The organism is Pseudomonas flavescens (genome assembly GCF_013408425.1).
Taxonomy (GTDB): domain Bacteria; phylum Pseudomonadota; class Gammaproteobacteria; order Pseudomonadales; family Pseudomonadaceae; genus Aquipseudomonas; species Aquipseudomonas fulva_A.
Window position 1 is genome coordinate 265,866 of the sequence record NZ_JACBYV010000001.1, and the last position, 22,769, is coordinate 288,634.

The window sequence follows — 22,769 nt, forward strand, 5'->3', positions numbered from 1 at the left end:
GGAGTGTCAAATGAGCTTTTTTATTCCCGCTGCCTACGCTGATGCCGCTGGCGCAGCTGCCGGCCCGGCTGGTTCCGGTTTCGAGTGGATCTTCCTGGTCGGCTTCCTGGTCATCTTCTACCTGATGATCTGGCGCCCTCAGGCCAAACGTGCCAAAGAGCACAAGAACCTGCTGGGCAATCTGCAGAAGGGCGACGAGGTGGTGACCTCCGGTGGCATCGCCGGCAAGGTTTCCAAGGTCAGCGACGATTTCGTGGTGATCGAAGTGTCCGATACCGTCGAACTGAAGATCCAGAAAGGTGCCATCGCAGCAACCCTGCCTAAGGGCACGCTGAAAGCCATCTGATGACGGTTGAAAAACTACCTGCGTTGCCATCGCTGCGTTAAAACAAGCTCGGAATGCTCATGTACCAAAGTACGCTCCGCTTCCTCGCCGGTTTTTGCCTTGCGCTGGCTGCCTCGCCTACGTTTTTCAGCGGTTTGTTGACTATCTGTTCCAGTTTTATCCATCCCGCGGGGCGCAGATTGCGCCCCGCGTCATAAGCGGGCGGCGTCATTCATGCTCAACAAATACCCTCTGTGGAAATACCTGCTGATCGCAGCCGTACTCGGCATCAGCCTGATTTATTCCGCACCCAATCTCTACCCCGATGATCCGGCCATTCAGGTCAGCGGGGCCAGCTCGGCACAGACCATCGAGCAAGCCGATCTGGATCGCGTCAGCAAGGCGCTGACCGATGCCGGTATCGAGGTCAAGGCATCGAGCGTTGCCGAGCAGGGCCGTAGCGGCCTGCTGCGTCTGACCAAGCAGAGCGACCAGCTGCCGGCCAAGGATGTCGTGCGCAAGACGCTCGGCGACAACTATGTAGTGGCTCTCAACCTGGCTCAGACCACTCCCGACTGGCTGCGTAATCTGGGCGCGAGCCCGATGAAGCTCGGCCTCGACCTGTCCGGTGGTGTGCACTTCCTGCTCGAAGTCGACATGGACAAGGCGCTGGACGTGCGTCGCCAGGTCTATGAAGGCGAGCTCAAGAGCCTGCTGCGCAAGGAGCGCGTGCGCTATCGCAGCATGCCGCAGCAGGGTGGCGCCATCCAGCTTGGCTTCGCTGACAGCGAAACCCTGGAAAAGGCCCAGCAGCTGATCCGCAAGGATTTCAACGATTTCGAATTGAATGCCCAGGAACGTGGCGGCCAGCAAGTGCTGCGCGTAACCATGACGGCAGCCAAGATCGCCGAGATTCGCGAATACTCGATCCGCCAGAACCTGACCACCGTGCGTAACCGGGTCAACGAACTGGGCGTCGCCGAGCCGCTGGTCCAGCGTCAGGGTGCCAACCGCATCGTGGTCGAGCTGCCAGGCGTGCAGGACACTGCCGAAGCCAAGCGTATTCTCGGCAAGACCGCCAACCTCGAGTTCCGTCTCGCCGCCGATCCGAATGCGCCGCGTGGCACTACCGAGCAGTTCGGCTTCCGTGAGGAAGGCCGTCCGCCGGTGCAGCTCGAGCGTGAGCTGATCATCACCGGTGATCAGGTCACCGACGCCCAGGCCAGCTTCGACGAAAACGGCCGCCCGCAGGTGAATATCCGTCTGGATGGTCACGGCGGCGACCTGATGAACCGCGCTACTCGCAGCAACGTCGGGCGCAGCATGGCGGTGATCTTCATCGAGCAGCGTCCGCTGACCCGCTATGTGAAGCAGATGGTCGACGGCGTCGAGCAGGAAGTGCAGGTCGATTCCTTCAAGGAAGAGAAGCAGATCATCAGCCTGGCGACCATCCAGTCGCCGCTCGGTAGCCAGTTCCGCATCACCGGCCTGAACGGCCAGGGCGAGTCGTCCGAGCTGGCGCTGCTGCTGCGCGCCGGTGGTCTGGCTGCGCCGATGTACTTCGCTGAAGAGCGCACCATCGGCCCGAGCCTGGGGGCCGAGAACATCGTCAAGGGTATCGAGTCCACCGAGTGGGCCATGATCTTCGTGTCGCTGTTCATGATCGCCATCTACCGTTTCTTCGGTGTTCTGGCGACCGTGGCGCTGGCGTTCAACCTGGTGCTGCTGGTGGGGCTGATGTCGGTAATCGGCGCGACCCTGACCCTGCCGGGTATCGCCGGTATCGTGCTGACCCTGGGCATGGCGGTCGACGCCAACGTGTTGATCTACTCACGGATACGTGAGGAGCTGAACAACGGCCTGTCGGTACAACGGGCGATCCACGAAGGTTTCGACCGTGCCTACTCGGCGATTCTCGACAGTAACCTGACCACGCTGCTGGTCGGTGCCATCCTGTTCGCGCTGGGTACCGGGCCGATCAAGGGCTTCGCCGTGACGCTGTCGATCGGGATCATCACCTCGATGTTCACCGCGATCATGTTCACCCGAGGGATGGTCAACCTGATCTTCGGTGGCCGTAACTTCAAGAAACTGTGGATCTGAGGTGAGGCTATGAGACTTCCATCCCGCATTCCGTTCATGGCGATACGCAACATCGCGTTCGCCGTAACCGTGGTCATCAGCCTTATTGGTCTTGGTAGCCTGTTCAAGCATGGCCTCAACTTTGGCCTGGATTTCACCGGCGGTACGCTGATCGAGCTGACCTACGAGCAGCCGGCCGACCTGGAACTGATCAAGCGCGAGCTGGGTCAGGCAGGTTATCCGGATGCCGTGGTGCAGAGCTTCGGTTCCACCACTGACGTGCTGGTGCGCATGGCTGGCGACTCGGCCGATCTTGGCAACGAAGTGGCTGCCGCGCTGCGCAAGATCGACGTCGATACCTCGTTCGAGGTCAAGCGCGTCGAGTTCGTCGGCCCGCAGGTGGGTGAGGAGCTGCGTGACCAGGGTGGCCTGGCCATGCTTCTGGCGCTTGGCGGCATCCTGCTGTACCTGGCCTTCCGCTTCCAGTGGAAGTTCGGCCTGGGTGCCGTGGCCTCGCTGGCCCATGACGTGATCGTTACCCTGGGCATCCTGGCGTTCTTCCAGGTGCCGTTCGACCTGACGGTGATGGCGGCCGTGCTGGCGATGCTGGGTTATTCGCTGAACGACACCATCATCATCTATGACCGTATCCGCGAGAACTTCCGGGTACTGCGCAAGGCCGACATCATCGAGAACATCGACGTGTCGGTTACCCAGACCCTGCTGCGTACCATCGCCACGTCGACATCGACTGCCATGGCGCTGGTCGCGCTGCTGGTGTTCGGTGGTGACAGCCTCGCAGGCTTCGCCCTGACGCTGCTGATCGGTGTGTTCGTGGGTACCTACTCCTCGATCTACATCAGTGCTCCGGTACTGATCTGGCTGAAGCTGTCCTCCGAGGATCTGATTCCTCCGGTGGCCACTGCAGAGGGTGCCGACGAGCGTCCCTGAGGTGTGATGCACTGCTCTGTTCGCAGTGGATAAAGGCGGGCGACAAGGGAACTTGTCGCCCGTTTTGCGTTTCCAAGGCAGGGAGTAAAGCGCAATGGCGCTGCAGTTGTGATCAGGAGGTTCGCATGAACAAGTCGTTGTTGGTTGGAGCTGTGTTAGGTGCTGTTGGTGTCACTGCAGGTGGCGCTGTCGCGACCTACAGTTTGGTCGGCGGCGGCCCTCAGTACGCCGAAGTCCTGGCGGTCAAGCCGGTGACTGAAACCATCAAGACCCCGCGTGAAGAGTGCAAGGACGTGGCCGTTACTCGCCAGCGCCCCGTTCAGGATCAGCATCAGATCGCAGGTACCGCCATCGGTGCCGTGGTCGGCGGTCTGCTCGGCAATCAGGTGGGTGGTGGCAATGGCAAGAAGATCGCTACCGTGGCCGGCGCCGTGGGTGGTGGTTACGCAGGTAACAAGGTGCAGGAAGGTATGCAGAGCCGCGATACCTATACCACCACCGAGACGCGCTGCAAGACCGTCACCGACTCCAGCGACAAGATCGTTGGCTATGACGTGAAATACGATCTGGATGGCAAGATCGGCAAAGTGCGCATGGATGAAGAGCCCGGTAGCAAGATCCCGGTGCGCGACGGCAAGCTGGTGCTGGCCGGTTCCGAGGCGGACGAGTAATTCGCATTGGCTAGATGCACGAAAGGCGCTCTCGGGAGCGCCTTTTTCATGGGCAATAAAAAACCGGCGCCAGGCCGGTTTTTCATAGGTGCAGCTATTAGCGCTTGAGCGATGCCGAAAGATGCGGCTGGATCGCGGTCAGCACTGCCTTGAAGCACTTGGTGTTGCCGGCGACGATCTGACCCTTCTCGAGGAATTCATGACCACCGCTGAAGTCGCTGACCAGGCCGCCTGCTTCCTGAATCAGCAGGGCGCCAGCTGCCATGTCCCACTCGGACAGGCCGAATTCCCAGAAGGCGTCGAAACGGCCTGCGGCTACATAGGCCAGGTCCAGGCTGGCAGCGCCGGCGCGGCGTACGCCTGCGGTCTGGCCGACCAGGCTGCGGAACATGCCCAGGTAGTTTTCCAGATTGTCCAGCTGGCTGTCGCGGAACGGGAAGCCGGTGCCCAGCAGGGCGCCGTCCAGGCTCTTGCGATTGCTGACGCGCAGGCGGCGGCCGTTCAGGGCGGCGCCACGGCCACGGCTCGCGGTGAATTCCTCTTGGCGTACCGGATCGATGATCACGGCGTGCTCGAGGCGGCCGCGGTATTTGCAGGCCACGCTCACGGCGAAGTGCGGCACGCCGCGGATGAAGTTGGTGGTGCCGTCGAGTGGATCGATGATCCACTGATAGTCGGCGCCGTCACCGCTGCCTTCGAGCAGGCCGCCCTCTTCGCCGAGGAAGCTGTGGGTCGGGTACGCCTTGCGCAGGGCCTGGACGATCATCAGCTCGGCAGAGCGATCGATCTCGGTCACGTAGTCCTTGGCGTCCTTTTCATCTACGGAGATGACGTCCAGGCGTTCGATTGAGCGGAAGATCATTTCACCGGCGCTACGGGCTGCGCGCAGCGCGATATTCAGCATGGGCTGCATGGAAGTTCACCTGGGGTCGTAATAAAGCCGGCCATTCTAGCAGAAAAGCCTGTCGCTTGAAGTGCCGTCCGTGTCCTGCGTGGCATAAAGCAGGGGGCTTCTGTAAGATTTGTCACCTTATTTATCCGATGCGGGCGTCTCCCTTGCTGCAGAACATTCGAGTGGTACTGGTCAGCACCAGTCATCCCGGCAACATCGGTGGGGCGGCTCGCGCCATGAAAAACATGGGGCTGTCGCGGCTGGTGCTGGTCGAGCCGCGGCAGTTTCCGAGCGAAGAGGCGGTGGCTCGAGCGTCCGGGGCTACCGATATTCTCGATTCTGCCCTGGTGGTTTCGAGTCTCGAAGATGCCCTCGTCGGTTGCAGCCTGGTATTCGGCACCAGTGCCCGTGAGCGACGCATACCCTGGCCGCTGATCGATCCGCGCGAGTGTGGCGTGGCGGCTGTGGAAAAAGCTGGTGCCGGCGGCGAGGTGGCGCTGGTGTTCGGTCGCGAACACGCCGGCCTGACCAACGAAGAGCTGCAGCGCTGTCACTTTCATGTGCACATCCCGTCCGACCCCGCGTTCAGTTCGCTGAACCTGGCGGCCGCCGTGCAGGTGCTGACCTACGAGGCGCGCATGGCCGCCCTGGCGCTGGAGAATGCGCCCCTTGTGGCGCCTCGTCAGGAGGTTGCTGTCGATGAGGGTGAGCAACCGGTGACCGCTGACGAGATGGAGTCCTTCTATGGGCACCTCGAGAAATCGTTGGTGGAAATCGGTTTTCTGGACCCGGTCAATCCGCGCCATCTGATGAGTCGCCTGCGTCGTCTGTACGGCCGCAGTGGCGTGACCAAGCTGGAAATGAACATCTTGCGCGGCGTGTTGACGGAAACGCTCAAGGCGGCGCGCGGCGAGCACCATAAGCGGGGAAAGACTGATGTTTGAGCGCATGCGGGAAGATATCCAGGGTGTTTTTCATCGTGATCCGGCGGCGCGCAATGCGTTCGAAGTGGTCACCTGTTACCCCGGGTTGCATGCGGTTTGGCTGCATCGTGCCGCGCATGGGTTGTGGGTGTCCGGTTGGAAATGGCTGGCGCGCAGCGTGTCGAACTTCAGTCGCTGGCTGACCGGCATCGAGATTCACCCGGGTGCGGTGATCGGCCGGCGTTTCTTCATCGACCACGGTATGGGCATCGTCATCGGTGAAACCGCGGAGATCGGGGACGACGTGACGCTCTATCAGGGCGTGACCCTGGGCGGCACCAGCTGGAGCAAGGGCAAGCGCCACCCGACGCTCGAAGATGGCGTGGTGGTGGGCGCTGGCGCCAAGGTGCTCGGTCCGTTCACGGTCGGTGCCGGTGCCAAGATCGGTTCCAACGCAGTGGTCACCAAGGCGGTGCCGGCTGGTGCGACGGCGGTGGGTATCCCCGCCAAGATCATCGTCAAGGACGATGACGGGCTCGAGGCGCAGCGCCAGGCCATCGCCGACAAACTGGGTTTCGATGCCTACGGCGTCAGTCAGGACATGCCCGATCCGGTGGCGCGGGCGATCGCGCAGCTGCTCGATCACCTGCATGCGGTCGACAATCGCCTGGAAGGCATGTGCGAGGCGCTCGGTGCGCTGGGTAGTGACTACCGTGCCAAGGATCTGCCGGAACTGCGTGCCGAGGACTTCGACGGTGTCTGCAAGGGGCAGGGCGACAAGCCGGCCGCCTGATGCGTGGCGGGCGTAGCTTTGCTATGATCCGCCGCCATTCCGGGCGTGCAAGGCGCCTAAACCCGAGTGTTTTGGTAGGTCTTATAGTTGACTTAAATACTCGGGAATAGGATAATTGCGCCACATTGTGATTCCTTGGTAACCCTTCATGCGACTGACTACCAAAGGCCGATACGCCGTGACTGCCATGCTCGATCTCGCGCTGCATGCGCAGAACGGGCCGGTATCCCTCGCCGATATCTCCGAGCGCCAGGGTATTTCTCTCTCCTATCTCGAGCAGCTGTTCGCCAAGCTTCGCCGTGGGAGTCTGGTATCCAGCGTGCGTGGTCCGGGTGGCGGCTATCAGCTGTCGCGCAACATGCAGGGTATCCAGGTCGCTGAAGTGATCGACGCGGTCAACGAATCCGTCGACGCCACCCGTTGCCAGGGGCAGGGCGGTTGTCACTCCGGCGACATCTGCCTGACCCACCACCTGTGGTGTGATCTGAGCCAGCAGATCCACGAGTTCCTCAGCGGCATCAGCCTGGCCGATCTGGTCACGCGCCGCGAGGTGCAGGAAGTCGCCCAGCGCCAGGATCAGCGCCGCTGCAACAACAATGGCAGGGCACACCTTCTGGATAAGATTGAAGCGTCCACCGTCGATTGAGCACGCAAGGCGCCGGCCTTATACCTGATTAGGAGATACCGAAATGAAATTGCCGATCTACATGGACTACTCCGCGACAACGCCGGTCGATCCTCGCGTTGCGCAAAAAATGATCGAATGCCTGACCAACGAAGGCAACTTCGGCAACCCGGCTTCGCGTTCCCACGTGTTCGGCTGGAAAGCCGAAGAAGCGGTAGAGAATGCCCGCCGTCAGGTTGCCGAACTGGTCAACGCCGACCCTCGCGAGATCGTCTGGACCTCCGGTGCCACCGAGTCCGACAACCTCGCGATCAAGGGCGTAGCCAGCTTCTACGCAAGCAAGGGCAAGCACCTGATCACCTCGAAGATCGAGCACAAAGCGGTGCTCGACACCATGCGTCAGCTCGAGCGTGAAGGCTTCGAAGTCACCTACATCGAGCCCGGCGAAGATGGCCTGATCACCCCGGCCATGGTCGAGGCGGCGCTGCGTGAAGACACCATTCTGGTGTCGATCATGCACGTCAACAACGAAATCGGTACCGTCAACGACATCGCAGCGATCGGTGAGCTGCTGCGCGCCCGTGGCGTGTTCTTTCACGTCGATGCCGCCCAGTCGACCGGCAAGGTGGAAATCGACCTGCAAACGCTCAAGGTCGACTTGATGGCCTTCTCGGCGCACAAGACCTACGGTCCGAAAGGGGTCGGCGCGCTTTACGTACGCCGCAAGCCACGCATCCGTCTGGAAGCTCAGACCCACGGTGGCGGCCACGAACGCGGCATGCGTTCCGGCACCCTGGCGACCCACCAGTGCGTCGGCATGGGCGAAGCCTTCCGTATCGCCAAGGAAGAAATGGCTGCAGAGAACGCCAAGGTGCTGGCCCTGCGCGACCGTTTCTTCAAGCAGGTCGACGGCCTGGAAGAGCTGTACATCAATGGCAGCATGACTGCCCGTGTACCGCACAACCTGAATCTCAGTTTCAACTACGTCGAAGGCGAGTCGCTGATCATGGCCCTCAAGGACCTGGCGGTATCGTCCGGTTCGGCCTGTACCTCGGCCTCCCTGGAGCCTTCCTACGTGCTGCGCGCCCTGGGCCGTAACGACGAATTGGCACACAGCTCCATTCGATTCACCTTCGGTCGTTTCACCACCGAAGAAGAAGTCGATTACGCCGCGGAGAAAGTACGCGAGGCAGTCACCAAGCTGCGCGAACTGTCGCCGCTCTGGGATATGTTCAAAGAAGGTGTCGACATTTCCAAGGTGGAATGGGCAGCACACTAAAAGCTGCCGGTGAGCGGCGCCTGATGAAAGAGGATTGATAACATGGCTTACAGCGAAAAGGTCATCGACCACTACGAGAACCCGCGCAACGTCGGCAAGATGAACGCGGAAGATCCTGACGTCGGCACCGGCATGGTCGGCGCGCCGGCCTGCGGCGACGTGATGCGTCTGCAGATCAAGGTCAACGAGCAGGGCGTCATCGAAGACGCCAAGTTCAAGACCTACGGCTGTGGCTCCGCCATCGCCTCCAGCTCCCTGGCCACCGAGTGGATGAAGGGCAAGACGCTGGACGAGGCAGAGACCATCAAGAATACCCAGCTCGCCGAAGAGCTGGCTCTGCCACCCGTGAAGATTCACTGCTCGGTGCTCGCCGAGGACGCCATCAAGGCGGCCGTGCGCGACTACAAGCAGAAGAAAGGTTTGCTCTAAGGAGGTTTGTCGATGGCCATCAGCATGACTCAAGCCGCTGCCCAGCATATCCGTCGTTCGCTCGACGGTCGTGGCAAGGGTGAGGGTATCCGCCTGGGTGTACGCACCACCGGCTGTTCCGGTCTGGCTTACGTGTTGGAGTTCGTCGACGAAACCGCCGGCGAAGACCAGGTGTTCGAGAGCCATGGCGTGAAGGTGATCATCGATCCCAAAAGCCTGGTTTACCTCGACGGCACCGAGCTCGATTTCGTCAAGGAAGGGTTGAACGAAGGCTTCAAGTTCAACAACCCGAACGTCCGTGGCGAATGTGGCTGTGGCGAAAGCTTCAACATCTGATGAACAGTTCCGGTCCCTGCCATTTCGCCCTGTTCGAGTTGCAGCCGAGCTTTCGTCTGGATCTCGATCAGTTGGCGGCTCGTTACCGCGAGTTGGCTCGTAGCGTGCACCCCGATCGTTTCGCCGACGCTTCCGAGCGCGAGCAGCGCCTGGCGCTGGAACGCTCGGCGAGCCTCAACGAGGCCTACCGCACGCTCAAGAGCGACTCGCAGCGGGCTCGTTATCTGCTGGCGATGCGTGGCCCCGAGCTGCCGCTGGAAGTCACCGTGCAGGATCCCGATTTCCTGATGCAGCAGATGCAGTGGCGTGAAGAGCTCGAAGAGTTGCAGGACGAGGCCGACCTGGCTGGTGTTGCCGCTTTCAAGGGCCGCCTGAAGATCGCCCAGCAGGAACTGAACGAACGTTTCGCCGAGGCTTGGGAGGACAATGCGCGCCGAGAAGAGGCTGAACGCCTGATGCGCCGCATGCAGTTCCTCGACAAGCTTTCCCACGAGGTGCGCCAGCTGGAAGAGCGCCTCGACGATTAATGCTCGTACGGCTGCCGTGGCCGTGCCTGATACCCAGATAAGCACCGACTACCTATGGCTTTATTGCAGATTGCTGAGCCCGGACAGAGCCCACAACCACACCAGCGTCGTCTGGCTGTAGGGATCGACCTGGGCACCACCAATTCCCTGGTCGCTGCCGTGCGCAGCGGCGTCAGCGAGCCGCTGCCGGACACTGAAGGGCGCCTGATTCTGCCCTCGGCCGTGCGTTATCACGCCGATCGCGTCGAGGTCGGTGAAACGGCCCGCCGTGACGCCGCCAGCGACCCCTTCAACAGCATCCTGTCGGTCAAGCGCCTGATGGGCCGCGGCCTTTCCGATGTGAAGCAATTGGGTGAGCAACTGCCTTACCGCTTCGTCGCCGGCGAGTCGCACATGCCCTTCATCGACACCGTGCAAGGGCTGAAAAGCCCGGTTGAAGTGTCCGCCGACATCCTTCGGGTATTGCGTCAGCGTGCCGAGTCGACCCTGGGTGGCGAGCTGGTGGGCGCGGTGATCACCGTGCCGGCCTATTTCGACGATTCCCAGCGTCAGGCCACCAAGGACGCTGCGCGTCTGGCCGGTCTCAGCGTGCTGCGCCTGCTCAACGAGCCCACCGCCGCTGCGGTCGCCTATGGCCTCGACCAGAACGCCGAAGGCGTGGTGGCGATCTACGACCTGGGCGGCGGCACCTTCGATATCTCCATCCTGCGCCTGACCGGTGGCGTGTTCGAGGTGCTGGCCACCGGTGGCGACAGTGCGCTGGGTGGTGACGATTTCGATCACGCCATCGCCGGCTGGATCGTCGAGCAGGCCGGGCTGTCCGCCGATATCGAGCCGGGTGCCCAGCGCAGCCTGCTGCAGACCGCCTGTGCCGCCAAGGAAGCGCTGACCGCTGCCGAGAGCGTCGAGGTCGTGCATGGCGATTGGCGCGGCGTGCTGTCCCGTACCGATTTCCAGGCGCTGATCGAGCCCATGGTGGCGCGCAGCCTGAAGGCCTGCCGTCGCGCCGTGCGTGATTCCGGTGTCGAAGTCGAAGACGTCGGTGCCGTGGTCATGGTTGGCGGCTCGACCCGGGTGCCGCGTGTGCGCGAAGCGGTTGGCGAGCTGTTCGGCCGTCAGCCGCTGACCGATATCGACCCCGATCAGGTGGTCGCCATCGGTGCGGCGATCCAGGCCGATGCCCTGGCTGGCAATCGCCGTGCAGACGGCGAAGAATTGCTTCTGCTGGACGTCATCCCGTTGTCCCTGGGGCTGGAAACCATGGGCGGGCTGATGGAGAAGGTGATTCCGCGCAACACCACGATTCCAGTGGCCCGTGCACAGGAATTCACTACCTACAAAGATGGCCAGAGCGCCATGATGATCCACGTGCTGCAGGGTGAGCGCGAACTGATCAGCGATTGCCGGTCCCTGGCGCGTTTCGAGCTGCGTGGCATTCCGCCCATGGTGGCTGGCGCGGCGAAGATCCGCGTGACCTTCCAGGTGGACGCCGACGGTCTGCTCAGTGTAAGTGCCCGCGAGCTGGCTTCGGGCGTCGAAGCCAGTATCCAGGTCAAGCCGTCCTACGGCCTTACCGATGGTGAGGTGGCGCGCATGCTGAAGGACTCCTTCCAGCACGCCGGTGGTGACAAGGCCGCCCGCGCGTTGCGCGAGCAGCAGGTTGACGCCCAGCGTCTGATCGAGGCGGTCGAGGCTGCCCTGCAGGTCGATGGCGAGCGTCTGCTGGATGCCGAGGAGCGCATGGTGATCGACCTGCAGATGCAGGAATTACGTGATTTGTTGACCGGTACCGATGGCGTGGCCATCGAGCAGCAGACCAAACGTCTGTCGCAAGTGACCGATGCTTTTGCAGCCCGCCGCATGGACCTGACGGTGAAAGCCGCGCTGGCCGGGCGCAACCTGAATGAGATCGAGGAATAACTGATGCCTCAGGTAATTTTTCTGCCCCACGAGAAATTCTGTCCGGAAGGGCTGGTGGTTGAGGCTCAGCCTGGTACTTCCATTCTGGAGCTGGCCCACGAGCACCATATCGAGATGGAAAGCGCCTGTGGCGGCGTGTGTGCCTGCACCACCTGCCACTGCGTCGTGCGTGAAGGTTTCGATTCGCTGAACGAAGCCGACGAGCTCGAAGAGGATTACCTCGACAAGGCCTGGGGGCTGGAAGCTCAGTCGCGTCTCGCCTGTCAGGCTATCGTTGGTGAAGAAGACATCACCGTCGAAATTCCCAAGTATTCGCTCAACCACGCCGCCGAAGCGCCGCACTGATCAGGAAGCCCACGCATGAGCCTGAAATGGGTTGATGTTCTCGAAATCGCCATCCAGCTCGCCGACGGCAAGCCGGATGTGGATCCCCGTTACGTGAATTTCGTCCAGCTGCATCGCTGGGTGGTAGAGCTGCCGGAATTTTCCGACGACCCGCAACGCGGCGGCGAAAAGGTGCTCGAAGCCATTCAGGCGGCCTGGATCGAAGAGGCGCAATGACCCGTCAGGGCGGCTTCGGTCGACCCCGGCGTGCAGGGTGGAGGGGCAGTATGGGCTCCGCTCTTATGCTTTTGACTGGAACCCGCGTATAATTCGCGGGTTTAATTTTTGGCTTTAATCCACTGTTTCTGGAGTTTCAAATGGCTGTTCAACGCACGTTCTCCATCATCAAGCCTGATGCCGTCGCTAAAAACGTCATCGGCGAGATCACCACTCGTTTCGAAAAAGCCGGTCTGCGCATTGTCGCTTCCAAGCAACTGCAACTGTCCGAGCGCGAAGCTGCTGGCTTCTACGCCGAGCACAGCGAGCGTGGTTTCTTCAAGGATCTGGTTGCATTCATGACTTCCGGCCCGGTCATCGTCCAGGTTCTGGAAGGCGAAAACGCCATCGCCAAGAACCGTGAGCTGATGGGCGCTACCAACCCGAAAGAAGCTGCTGCCGGCACCATCCGTGCCGACTTCGCCGTTTCCATCGACGAGAACGCCGTTCACGGTTCCGACTCGGAAGCTTCCGCTGCTCGCGAAATTGCTTACTTCTTCTCCGCTACCGAGGTAAACGCTCGCATTCGCTAAGGCGAAGCGTGCGAAGGTGACGTCATGACCGACACGAATGGCAAAATCAACCTGCTGGGCCTGACCCAGCCGGAAATGGAGCAGTTCTTCGACAGCATCGGAGAGAAGCGCTTTCGTGCCGGTCAGGTCATGAAGTGGATTCACCACTTCGGCGTCGATGATTTCGCCGCCATGACCAACGTCGGCAAGGCCTTGCGCGAAAAGCTCGAGGCCGCTGCCTACATTCGCGGGCCCGAAGTGGTCAGCGAAGACATTTCTTCCGATGGCACCCGCAAGTGGGTCGTGCGTGTGGCGTCGGGCAGCTGCGTGGAAACCGTGTACATCCCCCAGGGTGGGCGTGGCACGCTTTGCGTTTCCTCACAAGCTGGCTGTGCTCTGGACTGCAGCTTCTGCTCCACGGGCAAGCAAGGTTTCAACAGCGACCTCACCGCGGCCGAGATCATCGGCCAGGTGTGGATCGCCTGCAAATCGTTCGGCAGCGTGCCGGCGAAGATCGACCGTGCCGTCACCAACGTGGTGATGATGGGCATGGGCGAGCCGCTGCTGAACTTCGACAACGTCGTCGCCGCCATGAAAATCATGATGGATGACCTCGGCTACGGCATTTCCAAGCGCAAGGTGACCCTGTCGACCTCCGGCGTGGTGCCGATGATCGACAAGCTCGGTGAAGTGATCGACGTGTCCCTGGCGCTGTCGCTGCACGCGCCGAACGACGAACTGCGCAGCCAACTGGTACCGATCAACAAGAAGTACCCGCTGGAGATGCTGCTGGCTGCCTGCAAGCGTTATGTTTCGCGCCTCGGCGAGAAACGTGTGCTGACAATCGAATACACCCTGCTCAAGGACGTGAACGATAGACTCGAGCACGCCGAGCAGATGGTCGCGCTGCTGGCCGACATGCCCTGCAAGATCAACCTGATTCCGTTCAACCCGTTCCCCCATTCGGGTTATGAGCGTCCGAGCAACAACGCCATTCGCCGTTTCCAGGAACTCTTGCAAAAAGCCGGTCACAACGTCACGGTGCGCACCACCCGTGGTGAAGATATCGACGCGGCGTGCGGGCAACTGGTTGGCCAGGTAATGGACCGTACCCGCCGCAGCGAACGTTACATCGCCGTGCGCCAGCTGAACGGCGATGCGGATACTCCGCGTCCTGCCGTCAGTCGTACCTGAGAGGATCTCCATGACCGTGCTGCGTTCCATGCTGTTTCTGCTGAGTGCAAGTCTGCTCACCGGCTGTGTCTCCACCGGTGACGTCGACCCGATGAAGACCACCGAAGGCCGCAAGAAGGCTTACGATTCTTTCGTCCAGCTTGGCATCGGCTATCTGCAGCAGGGTGAAACCGGGCCGGCCAAGGTGCCGTTGAAGAACGCCCTGGATATCGATTCGTCCGCTCCCGATGCTCACGCCGTACTGGCCCTGGTGTTCCAGCGTGAGATGGAACCGAAGCTGGCGGATGAACATTTCCGCAAATCACTGTCGAACAACCCCAAGGACGCACGGCTGCTGAACAATTACGCCGGCTTCCTGTTCGAACAGAAACGCTACGACGAAGCGCTGCAGCGCTACAGTCTCGCCGCCGAGGACAGCCTCTACCCAGAGCGCGCCCGGGTGTTCGAGAACCTTGGCATGACCGCCATGATGCTCAAGCAGCGTGACGAGGCCAAAGCCTATTTCGAGCGTTCGCTACGCCTCAACAGCCGCCAGCCGCGTGCGCTGCTGGAAATGGCGAACCTCTCGTTCGAAGACAAGCAGTACGTCCCGGCGCGCAGCTATTACGAAGGCTACAGCGCCATTGCCGAGCAGAACGCCCGCAGCCTGTTGTTGGGTACGCGCCTGGCCACGATCTTCGAGGATCGTGACCGCGCCGCCAGCCTCGGCCTGCAGTTGAAACGTCTTTATCCCGGTACGCCGGAATATCAGCAATATCTGTCGGAGCAAAGATGAAAGCGGCCCAACCTGAAGTTGCAGCAGCTCATCGCGTCAATCCTGGTGAAGCCCTGCGTGCGGAACGCGAGAAAAGAGGCTGGTCGGTCGCCGAAGTAGCGACCCAGCTCAACCTCACGCCAATGCGCCTGACCCAGCTGGAGGCCGGCGAGTTCGACAAGTTGCCGGGCAACACCTTCGCCCGTGGCTACATCCGCGCCTACGCGAAACTGCTGGGCATGGAGCAAGCGCCTCTGGTCGCCGATTTCGACCAATACACGGGCAGTAACGCCACGGGCAGCAGTGTGCATGCCCTGGGGCGTATCGAAGAGCCGACGCGCTACTCGCAGAGCATCCTGCGCCTGGTCAGCTTCCTGCTGCTGCTCGGTGTGGGCGGTGCCTGCTTCTACTGGTGGCAGGATCAGGGCTGGCAGCTCGATGACCTGAAGAACGTTGGCCTGGGCCATGTCGAAGTCGACGGTGCCGATGGCAATACGCAGATCCACCCGCTCGACGAGCCGGAAGATCAAGCCGTTGCCGAAGCGCAGAATCAAGGTGCCACCGAGCTGCCGCTGCCGAGCGTTCCTGCCGAGCAGCCAGGCGATACCGCCGACTCCACGCCGGAAGCCACTGCCAGCGAGTTGCTGGAACAGAATCCTCCGGCCGGCCAGAGCGTCCCAGCCGATGCCGCGCAGGCACCTGCCCAGGCCGGTACGCCTGCTGCCCCGGCCGCGCCAGCGGCACCGACAGCCCCCGCTGCCAGCGCACCTGCGCCGGCCGCCGCACAGCCCCAGGCGCCAGTCGCCGCGGGTGAAGGCCTGGTGAGTCTGAAGTTCACCGCCGACTGCTGGATTCAGGTGACCGACGCCAACGGCAAGGTCGTCGCCAGCGGCCTGAAGCGTGCCGGCGACAGCCTCGATGCCCGTGGCCAGGCGCCGCTCGAACTGCGTCTGGGCTTCGCTCGTGGTGCCCAGGTGACCTACAACGGCGCTGCCGTCGACGTAACGCCGCACATCTCCGGTGAAACCGCACGCTTGAAGTTGGGTGGACAGTAATATGCACGGTGAATCGCCGATCAAACGCCGGTTGTCCCGCAAGATCTGGGTCGGTTCTGTACCGGTAGGGGGCGACGCGCCCATCGCCGTACAGAGCATGACCAACACCGACACCAACGATGTCGCCGCGACCGTCGAGCAGATCCGTCGCCTCGAAGCGGCCGGTGCCGACATCGTGCGCGTATCGGTGCCGGACATGGACGCTGCCGAAGCCTTTGGCCGCATCAAGCAGCAGGTCAACCTGCCGCTGGTGGCGGACATTCACTTCGATTACCTGATCGCCCTGCGTGTGGCCGAGCTGGGCGTCGACTGTCTGCGCATCAACCCCGGCAACATCGGTCGTGAAGACCGGGTCAAGGCGGTGGTCGAGGCAGCCCGCGACAAGGGCATCCCGATCCGCATCGGCGTGAACGCCGGTTCGCTGGAAAAGGACCTGCAGAAGAAATACGGCGAGCCGACCCCTGAAGCACTGGTCGAATCCGCACTGCGTCACGTGGAGCACCTCGACCGCCTGAACTTCCCTGACTTCAAGGTCAGCGTGAAGGCCTCCGACGTGTTCATGGCCGTCGAAGCCTATCGTCTGCTCGCCAAGCAGATCGAACAGCCGCTGCACCTGGGCATCACCGAAGCCGGTGGCCTGCGCTCCGGTACCGTGAAGTCCTCCGTTGGCCTGGGCATGCTGCTGGCCGATGGCATCGGCGACACCATCCGCATTTCCCTGGCCGCCGACCCGGTGGAAGAGATCAAGGTCGGCTTCGATATTCTCAAGTCGTTGCGCCTGCGCTCGCGGGGCATCAACTTCATCGCCTGCCCAAGCTGCTCGCGCCAGAACTTCGATGTGGTCAAGACCATGAACGAGCTGGAAACCCGCGTCGAGGACCTGCTGGTGCCTCTGGACGTCGCGGTGATCGGCTGCGTGGTCAACGGCCCGGGCGAAGCCAAGGAGGCCCACATCGGCCTTACCGGCGGCAGCCCGAACAACCTGGTCTACATCGACGGCAAGCCCGTCTCGAAACTGACCAACACCAACCTGGTGGATGAGCTGGAACGGCTGATCCGCACAAAGGCGGCCGAGAAGGTCGCAGCCGACGCGGCCGTGATCGTGCGCGGCTGACCCGTGCCTAAGGAAAACAATTGAGCAAGTTCCTGCAAGCCATCCGTGGCATGAACGATATCCTGCCGCAGCAGACCCCAGCCTGGCGTTACCTGGAAACCACCCTGGCAGAGCTGCTGGACAGCTACGGCTATCAGGAAATGCGTCTGCCGATCCTCGAGTTCACCGAACTGTTCGCCCGCGGCATCGGCGAGGGCACCGACGTGGTCGACAAGGAGATGTACACCTTTCTCGACCGCAACAACGAATCCCTGACCCTGCGCCCCGAAGGCACCGCTGGTTGCGTGCGCGCCGTGCTCGAGCATGGCATGACCGGTGGCGGCCAGGTGCAGAAGCTCTGGTACGCGGGCCCCATGTTTCGCTACGAGAAGCCGCAGAAGGGCCGTTATCGCCAGTTCCACCAGATCGGCGTTGAAGTCTTCAACCTGCCTGGGCCGGACATCGATGCCGAGCTGATCACCCTGACCTGGCGCCTGTGGAAACAACTGGGCCTCGGCGATGCAGTGACCCTGCAGCTCAACAGCCTGGGTTCCAGCGAAGCCCGCGCGGTGTATCGCGATGCGCTGGTGGCCTATCTGCAGGAGCGTTTCGACCAGCTCGACGAAGACAGCCAGCGCCGTCTGACCACCAACCCGCTGCGGATTCTCGACAGCAAGGTGGCCACTACCCAGGCGCTGCTTGCCGACGCGCCGACCCTGCACGACTACCTGGACGAAGAGTCCCGTCTGCACTTCGCCGGCCTCAAGGCCCGTCTCGATGCCGTCGGCATCGCCTACGAGATCAACCCCAAGCTGGTGCGTGGTCTGGACTACTACGGCCGTACCGTGTTCGAGTGGGTCACCGACAAGCTCGGCTCCCAGGGCACCGTGTGCGCCGGTGGCCGTTACGATGGCCTGATCACCCAGTTCGGCGGCAAGCCGACCCCGGGTGTCGGCTTCGCCATGGGCGTCGAGCGTCTGGTGCTGCTGCTCGAGACCCTGCAGCGTGTGCCCGCCGAGCTGAGCCGTCCGGCAGACGCCTTCATCTGCGCCTTTGGCGAGCCTGCCGAGCTGGCAGCCCTGGCCCTGGCGGAGAATCTGCGCAACGAAGTTCCGGGGCTGCGTCTGCTGGTGAATGCCGGCGGTGGCAGCTTCAAGAGCCAGTTCAAGAAAGCCGACAAGAGCGGAGCCCTGTATGCTCTGATTCTGGGTGAGGACGAACTGGCCAAGCGCGTGGTAGGTTGCAAACCTTTGCGCGATGACAGCGAACAACAAAGCATTGCCTGGTCGGATCTTGCCGGCCATCTGGCGTCCTGCACCAAGCAGGTTTGAGCGATTTAGCGATTAAGGAGTATCTGGGGTGGCGTTGAATAGCGATGATGATGAACTGGCCGGCCTGAAGGACTGGTGGCAGCGTAACGGCAAGCCTCTGCTGGCTGGCGGCGCTCTGGCGCTGATCGCGGTATTCGGCTGGCAGGGCTGGCAGAAGTACCAGAGCAATCAGGCTCAGGGCGCTTCGGTGATCTACCAGCAACTGCTCGAGTCGGCCATGACCCCGAGCGGTCAGCCCGATGCAGCCAAAGTGGCAGCGCTGTCGGGCCAGCTCAAGAGCGATTTCGGCGGCACCCAGTACGCCCAGTACGGCAGCCTGTTCGTGGCCAAGGTCGCGGTCGAGTCCGGCAAGCTGGACGACGCTGCAGCCGAGCTGCGCAGCGTGGTCGACAAGCCGGCCAATGAGACCCTCGGTGAGCTCGCTCGCCAGCGTCTGGCCCGTGTACTGGCTGCCCAGGACAAGGCCGAAGAAGGCCTGAAGCTGCTCGAAGGCGACGCCGACAAGGCTTACCTGGCCAGCCGCGAAGAGCTCAAGGGCGACCTGCTGGTGAAGCTGGGCCGTACCGACGATGCCCACGCCGCCTATGTGAAAGCCAAGGGCGCGCTGTCTGAAGAAGCGGCCGTTGGTGGTCTGCAGATGAAGATCGACGACCTGGCCAAAGGGGATGCATGACGTGATGCGTTGGAAGAATGCCGCACTGCTGGCCCTGGCCGTTCTGGTCGTCGGTTGCAGCAGCAACAGCAAGAAAGAACTGCCACCTGCCGAACTGCCTGACTTCAAGGAAGAAGTGACGCTGCAGAAAGAGTGGAGCCGTTCGATCGGTAACGGTCAGGGCGACATCTACAACATGCTCGAGCCCGTGGTCGACGGTGAGCAGATCTTCGCCGCTGACGTCGAAGGCCTGATCGTGTCCATGGAGCGCACCACCGGCAAGGTGTCCTGGAAGAAGGAGCTGGAAGTACCGGTCTCCGGCGCCGTGGCGGCTGGCTACGGCATGGTCGTGGTCGGCACCCTCAAGGGTGAAGTGATCGCTCTGGACTCGTCCACCGGCGAAGAGAAGTGGCGCGCCAAGGTGCCGAGCGAAGTGCTCTCCGCTCCGGCCATCAGCAGCGACACCGTGCTGGTGCAGACCCAGGACGACACGCTGGTAGCTCTGGACGCCTACAGCGGCCAGCAGCGCTGGATCTTCGAAAACACCCCGGCGGTACTGACCCTGCGCGGCACCGGCAGCCCGGTACTGACCAACCAGTTGGCCATCGCCGGTCTGTCCAGCGGCAAGGTCATCGCCCTGGACGCCCAGCGTGGCATCCCGGTGTGGGAACAGCGCGTCGCCATCCCGCAGGGCCGCTCCGAGCTGGACCGCATCGTCGACATCGACGGTGGTCTGCTGCTCTCCGGTGGCCAGTTGTACGTGGTGACCTACCAGGGCCGCGTCGCTTCCCTCGATCTGGAAAGCGGCCGTGTGCTGTGGCAGCGCGAAGCCTCCAGCTCCATGGGCGTGGCGCAAGGTTTCGGTAACGTTTACGTGACCCTGGCCAGCGGCACCGTGGAAAGCATCGACGAGCGCTCGGCTTCGGCCCTGTGGAGCAACGATGCCCTGGCTCGTCGCCAGCTGTCGGCGCCGCAGGTGTTCTCCAGCTACGTCGCATTCGGCGATCTGGAAGGCTACCTGCACCTGATCAGCCAGGTCGACGGCCGTTTCGTCGGTCGTATCCGCATCGACAGTGATGGCCTGCGTGCCCGTCCGCTGGTCGTCGGTGACTGGCTGTACGCCTTCGGCAACGGCGGCAAACTGGTGGCCTTGACCATCAAGTGAGCCCCTGTTCCGCTCGCCCGGCCACGGCCGGGCGAGCGGGGCGGATAGTGCGAGATTTGTGGCCGCTGCCTGTGCAGCGGCTTTTGTATTTTCTGAAATAACGAAGTGGAGAGCCGAATGGTTCCCGTAATTGCCCTGGTGGGTCGGCCGAACGTCGGCAAATCCACCTTGTTCAACCGCCTGACCCGCACCCGCGACGCGATCGTCGGTGACCTTTCGGGTCTGACCCGCGACCGCCAGTACGGCGAGGCCAAATGGCAGGGGCGTACCTATATCGTGATCGACACCGGTGGTATCTCCGGTGACGAAGAAGGCATCGATGCGAAGATGGCCGAGCAGTCCCTGCAGGCCATCGAAGAAGCCGACGCCGTGCTGTTCCTGGTCGACGCCCGTGCCGGGCTGTCCGCCTCCGACCAGATGATTGGCGAGCACCTGCGCAAGCGCAACAAGCGCAGCTTCCTGGTGGTCAACAAGGTCGACAACCTCGACCCGGATCTGGCCCGCGCCGAATTCGCCCCGCTGGGCATGGGCGAGGCTCTGGCCATCGCCGGTGCCCATGGCCGTGGCATCACCCAGATGCTCGAAGCGGCACTGGGCAGCTTTCCCAAGGATGCTGGCGAGCCTGAAGAAGGCGAAGAAGAGGAAGTGGTTGCCGAAGGCGAGGAAGCCAAGCGCATTCCCGGGCCGAGCGAGAAGGACGGCATCAAGCTGGCCATCATCGGTCGCCCCAACGTCGGCAAGTCGACCCTGGTCAACCGCATGCTCGGTGAAGACCGGGTCATCGTCTACGATCAGGCCGGCACCACCCGTGACAGCATCTACATCCCCTTCGAGCGGGACGACGAGAAGTACACCCTGATCGACACCGCCGGCGTGCGCCGCCGCGGCAAGATCTTCGAGGCGGTGGAAAAGTTCTCGGTGGTCAAGACGCTGCAGGCGATCCAGGATTCCAACGTCGTGGTGTTCGTCATGGATGCCCGCGAAGGCGTGGTCGATCACGACCTCAACCTGCTCGGTTTCGTGCTCGAGAGTGGTCGTGCCCTAGTCATCGCCCTCAACAAGTGGGACGGCATGGAGCCCAGCGAACGCGACTACGTGAAAACCGAGCTGCAACGCCGGTTGTTCTTCGTCGACTTCGCCGATATCCACTTCATCTCGGCGCTGCATGGCACCGGTGTTGGCCATCTGTACAAGTCGGTACAGGCCTCGTTCCAGTCGGCGATCACCCGCTGGCCGACCAACCGCCTGACGCAGATCCTCGAAGACGCCGTGCGTGAGCACGCGCCGCCCATGGTCAACAACCGTCGCATCAAGCTGCGCTACGCCCACCTGGGTGGTGCCAACCCGCCGCTGATCGTGATTCACGGCAACCAGGTCGATGCGGTACCCAAGTCCTATATCCGCTATCTGGAAAATACCTATCGGCGGGTGCTCAAGCTGGTCGGCACGCCGATCCGCATCGAGTTCAAGGGCGGCGAGAACCCGTATGAGGGCAACAAGAACACCCTCACCGATCGCCAGGTGAACAAGAAGCGTCGTTTGATGAGCCACCACAAGAAGGCCGACAAGAAGCGCAAGGACAAGCGCTGATCGGTGTTCTGGCTGAAAGCGGGTAGCGACCCGCAGTAACTCAGCCGGTCGCTCCACAGGAAAAGGGATAGCTACAAGCGTAGCTATCCCTTTTTCGTTTCAGGCGCAGGCGATCAGGTTGGCCTGTGAAGTCACTCGACACGCCGACTGCCACGCAGGCGCCACAGCAGCGCGTGGCGGGCATGCGCGACGCGTGGCTGACGCAGCGCGCTGGGCGTCCACAACAGGTGGTACTCGCGGCTCGCATGGCCGACCGGCGCAGGTATCTCCCGCAGCTCTCCGCGCTCGATAGCGGCCTTGCACAGGTAGGCCGGCAATGTGCTCCATCCAAACCCGTCGATCAACAGCGTGCGTAGAGTACGCAGATCCTGGCCGACCATTGCAGGGATGGCCGACTCCATTTCTATCTTGTTGATGGCCAGCCACGAATCGATCAGGGGTAATTCCAGGCTGTAGGCCAGTACGGGCTCGGCTTGCAGCGCACGGTGAAAATCCTTCGCTGTCGTCAAACGCTGCACCACGGCGGGGGCTGCCACGGCGATAACGTCATCGGTGTACAGCAATTCATTGCGCAGGCGGCTGTCGTTCGGTGCCGACGCCGCCACGCCCAGGTCGCAGTTGCCCTCCAGCAGCATGCGGCAGATCAGCTCGTGATCGCCGTGCTGCATGCGGATACGGATGCCTTCTTCCAGCAGCGGTTTGAGCTGTCGGGAAACCACCTCGGCGAGGAAGTCGGCATGGCCAATGATCTGCAGCGCGCCAGCCAGTTCTATCGAGCGGGCGCGTGCCGAGGCCAGTGCGGCCTCCGCGGAGTCCAGCTTGTCGCCGATGTCGGCCGCCAGTTCCCGTGCTGCAGACGTCGGCTCCACGCCACGCGCCTGGCGCTCGAACAGGCTCCTGCCAATGGCCGTTTCGAGGCCCGAGATATGCTGTGAAACCGCTGGCTGTGTGAGGTTCAGCGTGCGCGCCGCGCCACTGATCGAGCGCTGGCGGTAAACCTCGATGAAGGTCCTCAGGCGAAGCAGAGACATGGCTCATCCATAAAAATATTTATGTGTCGGGTAAAATAC

25 protein-coding genes are annotated in these 22,769 nt (G+C 62.2%); 23 read left to right on the top strand and 2 right to left on the bottom strand.

All coding sequences use genetic code 11. The features are described from left to right. The first annotated feature begins 10 nt into the window (after positions 1–10). The 4 genes from yajC to FHR27_RS01200 all read left to right on the top strand — a co-directional run bounded on the left by yajC (position 11) and on the right by FHR27_RS01200 (position 4,029). Positions 11–346 (top strand): preprotein translocase subunit YajC, encoded by a 336-nt coding sequence (gene yajC, locus FHR27_RS01185; protein WP_042555284.1) that lies wholly within the window; start codon positions 11–13, stop codon positions 344–346. Between the two features lie 213 nt (positions 347–559). After that, positions 560–2,428, top strand: a complete 1,869-nt coding sequence (secD, locus tag FHR27_RS01190; RefSeq protein WP_042555285.1) for a protein translocase subunit SecD — start codon at positions 560–562, stop codon at positions 2,426–2,428. A gap of 9 nt (positions 2,429–2,437) precedes the next feature. After that, positions 2,438–3,358, top strand: coding sequence for a protein translocase subunit SecF (gene secF, locus FHR27_RS01195; protein ID WP_042555286.1), 921 nt, complete (start codon positions 2,438–2,440; stop codon positions 3,356–3,358). Between the two features lie 125 nt (positions 3,359–3,483). After that, positions 3,484–4,029: a glycine zipper 2TM domain-containing protein gene (locus FHR27_RS01200; RefSeq protein ID WP_042555287.1), complete on the top strand. Its 546-nt coding sequence runs from the start codon at positions 3,484–3,486 to the stop codon at positions 4,027–4,029. 97 nt (positions 4,030–4,126) lie between these two features. Here the strand turns inward: FHR27_RS01200 and suhB are convergent, their stop codons facing one another. Continuing rightward, positions 4,127–4,942: a type III secretion system regulator SuhB gene (gene suhB / locus FHR27_RS01205; RefSeq protein ID WP_042555288.1), complete on the bottom strand. Its 816-nt coding sequence runs from the start codon at positions 4,940–4,942 to the stop codon at positions 4,127–4,129. 128 nt (positions 4,943–5,070) lie between these two features. Between suhB and trmJ the strand changes: the two genes are divergently transcribed. The 19 genes from trmJ to der all read left to right on the top strand — a co-directional run bounded on the left by trmJ (position 5,071) and on the right by der (position 21,699). Next, a complete protein-coding gene (gene trmJ / locus FHR27_RS01210) occupies positions 5,071–5,865 on the top strand; it encodes a tRNA (cytosine(32)/uridine(32)-2'-O)-methyltransferase TrmJ (RefSeq protein WP_179537556.1) in 795 nt (264 codons plus the stop codon). Then, positions 5,858–6,637 (top strand): serine O-acetyltransferase, encoded by a 780-nt coding sequence (gene cysE / locus FHR27_RS01215; protein WP_179537557.1) that lies wholly within the window; start codon positions 5,858–5,860, stop codon positions 6,635–6,637. Before trmJ ends, cysE begins: the two co-directional genes overlap by 8 nt. A 148-nt stretch (positions 6,638–6,785) precedes the next feature. Continuing rightward, the gene (gene iscR, locus FHR27_RS01220) at positions 6,786–7,283 is read left to right on the top strand and encodes a Fe-S cluster assembly transcriptional regulator IscR (RefSeq protein ID WP_042555291.1); all 498 of its coding nucleotides are present in this window, start codon (positions 6,786–6,788) and stop codon (positions 7,281–7,283) included. A gap of 43 nt (positions 7,284–7,326) precedes the next feature. Continuing rightward, a complete protein-coding gene (locus FHR27_RS01225; RefSeq protein ID WP_042555292.1) occupies positions 7,327–8,541 on the top strand; it encodes an IscS subfamily cysteine desulfurase in 1,215 nt (404 codons plus the stop codon). A 42-nt stretch (positions 8,542–8,583) separates the two neighbouring features. Further along, positions 8,584–8,970: a Fe-S cluster assembly scaffold IscU gene (gene iscU, locus FHR27_RS01230; protein WP_002552476.1), complete on the top strand. Its 387-nt coding sequence runs from the start codon at positions 8,584–8,586 to the stop codon at positions 8,968–8,970. Positions 8,971–8,982: 12 nt separating this feature from the next. Further along, positions 8,983–9,306, top strand: coding sequence for an iron-sulfur cluster assembly protein IscA (iscA, locus tag FHR27_RS01235; RefSeq protein WP_042555293.1), 324 nt, complete (start codon positions 8,983–8,985; stop codon positions 9,304–9,306). Beyond that, on the top strand, positions 9,306–9,833 hold the full coding sequence (gene hscB, locus FHR27_RS01240; protein WP_042555294.1) for a co-chaperone HscB: 528 nt from the start codon (positions 9,306–9,308) through the stop codon (positions 9,831–9,833). Before iscA ends, hscB begins: the two co-directional genes overlap by 1 nt. Before the next feature lie 54 nt (positions 9,834–9,887). Beyond that, positions 9,888–11,753 (top strand): Fe-S protein assembly chaperone HscA, encoded by a 1,866-nt coding sequence (hscA, locus tag FHR27_RS01245; protein WP_042555295.1) that lies wholly within the window; start codon positions 9,888–9,890, stop codon positions 11,751–11,753. A gap of 3 nt (positions 11,754–11,756) precedes the next feature. Then, positions 11,757–12,098 (top strand): ISC system 2Fe-2S type ferredoxin, encoded by a 342-nt coding sequence (gene fdx / locus FHR27_RS01250; protein ID WP_042555296.1) that lies wholly within the window; start codon positions 11,757–11,759, stop codon positions 12,096–12,098. Positions 12,099–12,113: 15 nt separating this feature from the next. Then, positions 12,114–12,314, top strand: a complete 201-nt coding sequence (gene iscX, locus FHR27_RS01255; protein WP_042555297.1) for a Fe-S cluster assembly protein IscX — start codon at positions 12,114–12,116, stop codon at positions 12,312–12,314. Positions 12,315–12,454: 140 nt separating this feature from the next. Then, the gene (gene ndk, locus FHR27_RS01260) at positions 12,455–12,886 is read left to right on the top strand and encodes a nucleoside-diphosphate kinase (protein WP_042555298.1); all 432 of its coding nucleotides are present in this window, start codon (positions 12,455–12,457) and stop codon (positions 12,884–12,886) included. Between the two features lie 24 nt (positions 12,887–12,910). Further along, complete coding sequence (rlmN, locus tag FHR27_RS01265; RefSeq protein ID WP_042555299.1) at positions 12,911–14,059, top strand: 23S rRNA (adenine(2503)-C(2))-methyltransferase RlmN; 1,149 nt, start codon at positions 12,911–12,913, stop codon at positions 14,057–14,059. Positions 14,060–14,069: 10 nt separating this feature from the next. Further along, the gene (pilW, locus tag FHR27_RS01270; RefSeq protein ID WP_042555300.1) at positions 14,070–14,834 is read left to right on the top strand and encodes a type IV pilus biogenesis/stability protein PilW; all 765 of its coding nucleotides are present in this window, start codon (positions 14,070–14,072) and stop codon (positions 14,832–14,834) included. Beyond that, positions 14,831–15,868: a RodZ domain-containing protein gene (locus FHR27_RS01275; RefSeq protein WP_179537558.1), complete on the top strand. Its 1,038-nt coding sequence runs from the start codon at positions 14,831–14,833 to the stop codon at positions 15,866–15,868. The genes pilW and FHR27_RS01275 overlap by 4 nt, the downstream gene beginning before the upstream one ends. A 1-nt stretch (position 15,869) precedes the next feature. Next, entirely contained in the window at positions 15,870–16,982 is a 1,113-nt protein-coding gene (ispG, locus tag FHR27_RS01280) for a flavodoxin-dependent (E)-4-hydroxy-3-methylbut-2-enyl-diphosphate synthase (protein ID WP_042555302.1), read from the top strand. Positions 16,983–17,002: 20 nt separating this feature from the next. Continuing rightward, positions 17,003–18,292, top strand: coding sequence for a histidine--tRNA ligase (hisS, locus tag FHR27_RS01285; RefSeq protein WP_179537559.1), 1,290 nt, complete (start codon positions 17,003–17,005; stop codon positions 18,290–18,292). A 34-nt stretch (positions 18,293–18,326) separates the two neighbouring features. Beyond that, positions 18,327–18,965 carry a tetratricopeptide repeat protein gene (locus tag FHR27_RS01290; RefSeq protein WP_042555360.1) on the top strand — a complete coding sequence of 213 codons (639 nt, stop codon included), beginning with the start codon at positions 18,327–18,329 and terminating at the stop codon, positions 18,963–18,965. Next, positions 18,958–20,109, top strand: a complete 1,152-nt coding sequence (gene bamB / locus FHR27_RS01295; RefSeq protein WP_042555304.1) for an outer membrane protein assembly factor BamB — start codon at positions 18,958–18,960, stop codon at positions 20,107–20,109. The genes FHR27_RS01290 and bamB overlap by 8 nt, the downstream gene beginning before the upstream one ends. Before the next feature lie 117 nt (positions 20,110–20,226). After that, positions 20,227–21,699, top strand: coding sequence for a ribosome biogenesis GTPase Der (gene der, locus FHR27_RS01300; RefSeq protein ID WP_042555305.1), 1,473 nt, complete (start codon positions 20,227–20,229; stop codon positions 21,697–21,699). Between the two features lie 131 nt (positions 21,700–21,830). Here der and FHR27_RS01305 read toward each other — a convergent pair whose 3' ends face one another. Then, positions 21,831–22,730: a LysR family transcriptional regulator gene (locus FHR27_RS01305; RefSeq protein ID WP_179537560.1), complete on the bottom strand. Its 900-nt coding sequence runs from the start codon at positions 22,728–22,730 to the stop codon at positions 21,831–21,833. Positions 22,731–22,769: the final 39 nt, after the last annotated feature.

What these genes read in the sequence shown, in the direction of transcription:
- cysE (WP_179537557.1), top strand. Translation starts at nt 5,858, where the DNA reads ATGTTTGAGCGCATGCGGGAAGATATCCAGGGTGTTTTTCATCGTGAT.
- iscA (WP_042555293.1), top strand. Translation starts at nt 8,983, where the DNA reads ATGGCCATCAGCATGACTCAAGCCGCTGCCCAGCATATCCGTCGTTCG.
- trmJ (WP_179537556.1), top strand. Translation starts at nt 5,071, where the DNA reads ATGCGGGCGTCTCCCTTGCTGCAGAACATTCGAGTGGTACTGGTCAGC.
- fdx (WP_042555296.1), top strand. Translation starts at nt 11,757, where the DNA reads ATGCCTCAGGTAATTTTTCTGCCCCACGAGAAATTCTGTCCGGAAGGG.
- FHR27_RS01275 (WP_179537558.1), top strand. Translation starts at nt 14,831, where the DNA reads ATGAAAGCGGCCCAACCTGAAGTTGCAGCAGCTCATCGCGTCAATCCT.
- bamB (WP_042555304.1), top strand. Translation starts at nt 18,958, where the DNA reads ATGCATGACGTGATGCGTTGGAAGAATGCCGCACTGCTGGCCCTGGCC.
- suhB (WP_042555288.1), bottom strand. Translation starts at nt 4,942, where the DNA reads ATGCAGCCCATGCTGAATATCGCGCTGCGCGCAGCCCGTAGCGCCGGT.
- FHR27_RS01225 (WP_042555292.1), top strand. Translation starts at nt 7,327, where the DNA reads ATGAAATTGCCGATCTACATGGACTACTCCGCGACAACGCCGGTCGAT.
- rlmN (WP_042555299.1), top strand. Translation starts at nt 12,911, where the DNA reads ATGACCGACACGAATGGCAAAATCAACCTGCTGGGCCTGACCCAGCCG.
- FHR27_RS01305 (WP_179537560.1), bottom strand. Translation starts at nt 22,730, where the DNA reads ATGTCTCTGCTTCGCCTGAGGACCTTCATCGAGGTTTACCGCCAGCGC.
- FHR27_RS01200 (WP_042555287.1), top strand. Translation starts at nt 3,484, where the DNA reads ATGAACAAGTCGTTGTTGGTTGGAGCTGTGTTAGGTGCTGTTGGTGTC.
- hscA (WP_042555295.1), top strand. Translation starts at nt 9,888, where the DNA reads ATGGCTTTATTGCAGATTGCTGAGCCCGGACAGAGCCCACAACCACAC.
- der (WP_042555305.1), top strand. Translation starts at nt 20,227, where the DNA reads ATGGTTCCCGTAATTGCCCTGGTGGGTCGGCCGAACGTCGGCAAATCC.
- ispG (WP_042555302.1), top strand. Translation starts at nt 15,870, where the DNA reads ATGCACGGTGAATCGCCGATCAAACGCCGGTTGTCCCGCAAGATCTGG.
- yajC (WP_042555284.1), top strand. Translation starts at nt 11, where the DNA reads ATGAGCTTTTTTATTCCCGCTGCCTACGCTGATGCCGCTGGCGCAGCT.
- secF (WP_042555286.1), top strand. Translation starts at nt 2,438, where the DNA reads ATGAGACTTCCATCCCGCATTCCGTTCATGGCGATACGCAACATCGCG.
- iscR (WP_042555291.1), top strand. Translation starts at nt 6,786, where the DNA reads ATGCGACTGACTACCAAAGGCCGATACGCCGTGACTGCCATGCTCGAT.
- secD (WP_042555285.1), top strand. Translation starts at nt 560, where the DNA reads ATGCTCAACAAATACCCTCTGTGGAAATACCTGCTGATCGCAGCCGTA.
- iscU (WP_002552476.1), top strand. Translation starts at nt 8,584, where the DNA reads ATGGCTTACAGCGAAAAGGTCATCGACCACTACGAGAACCCGCGCAAC.
- ndk (WP_042555298.1), top strand. Translation starts at nt 12,455, where the DNA reads ATGGCTGTTCAACGCACGTTCTCCATCATCAAGCCTGATGCCGTCGCT.
- iscX (WP_042555297.1), top strand. Translation starts at nt 12,114, where the DNA reads ATGAGCCTGAAATGGGTTGATGTTCTCGAAATCGCCATCCAGCTCGCC.
- hscB (WP_042555294.1), top strand. Translation starts at nt 9,306, where the DNA reads ATGAACAGTTCCGGTCCCTGCCATTTCGCCCTGTTCGAGTTGCAGCCG.
- pilW (WP_042555300.1), top strand. Translation starts at nt 14,070, where the DNA reads ATGACCGTGCTGCGTTCCATGCTGTTTCTGCTGAGTGCAAGTCTGCTC.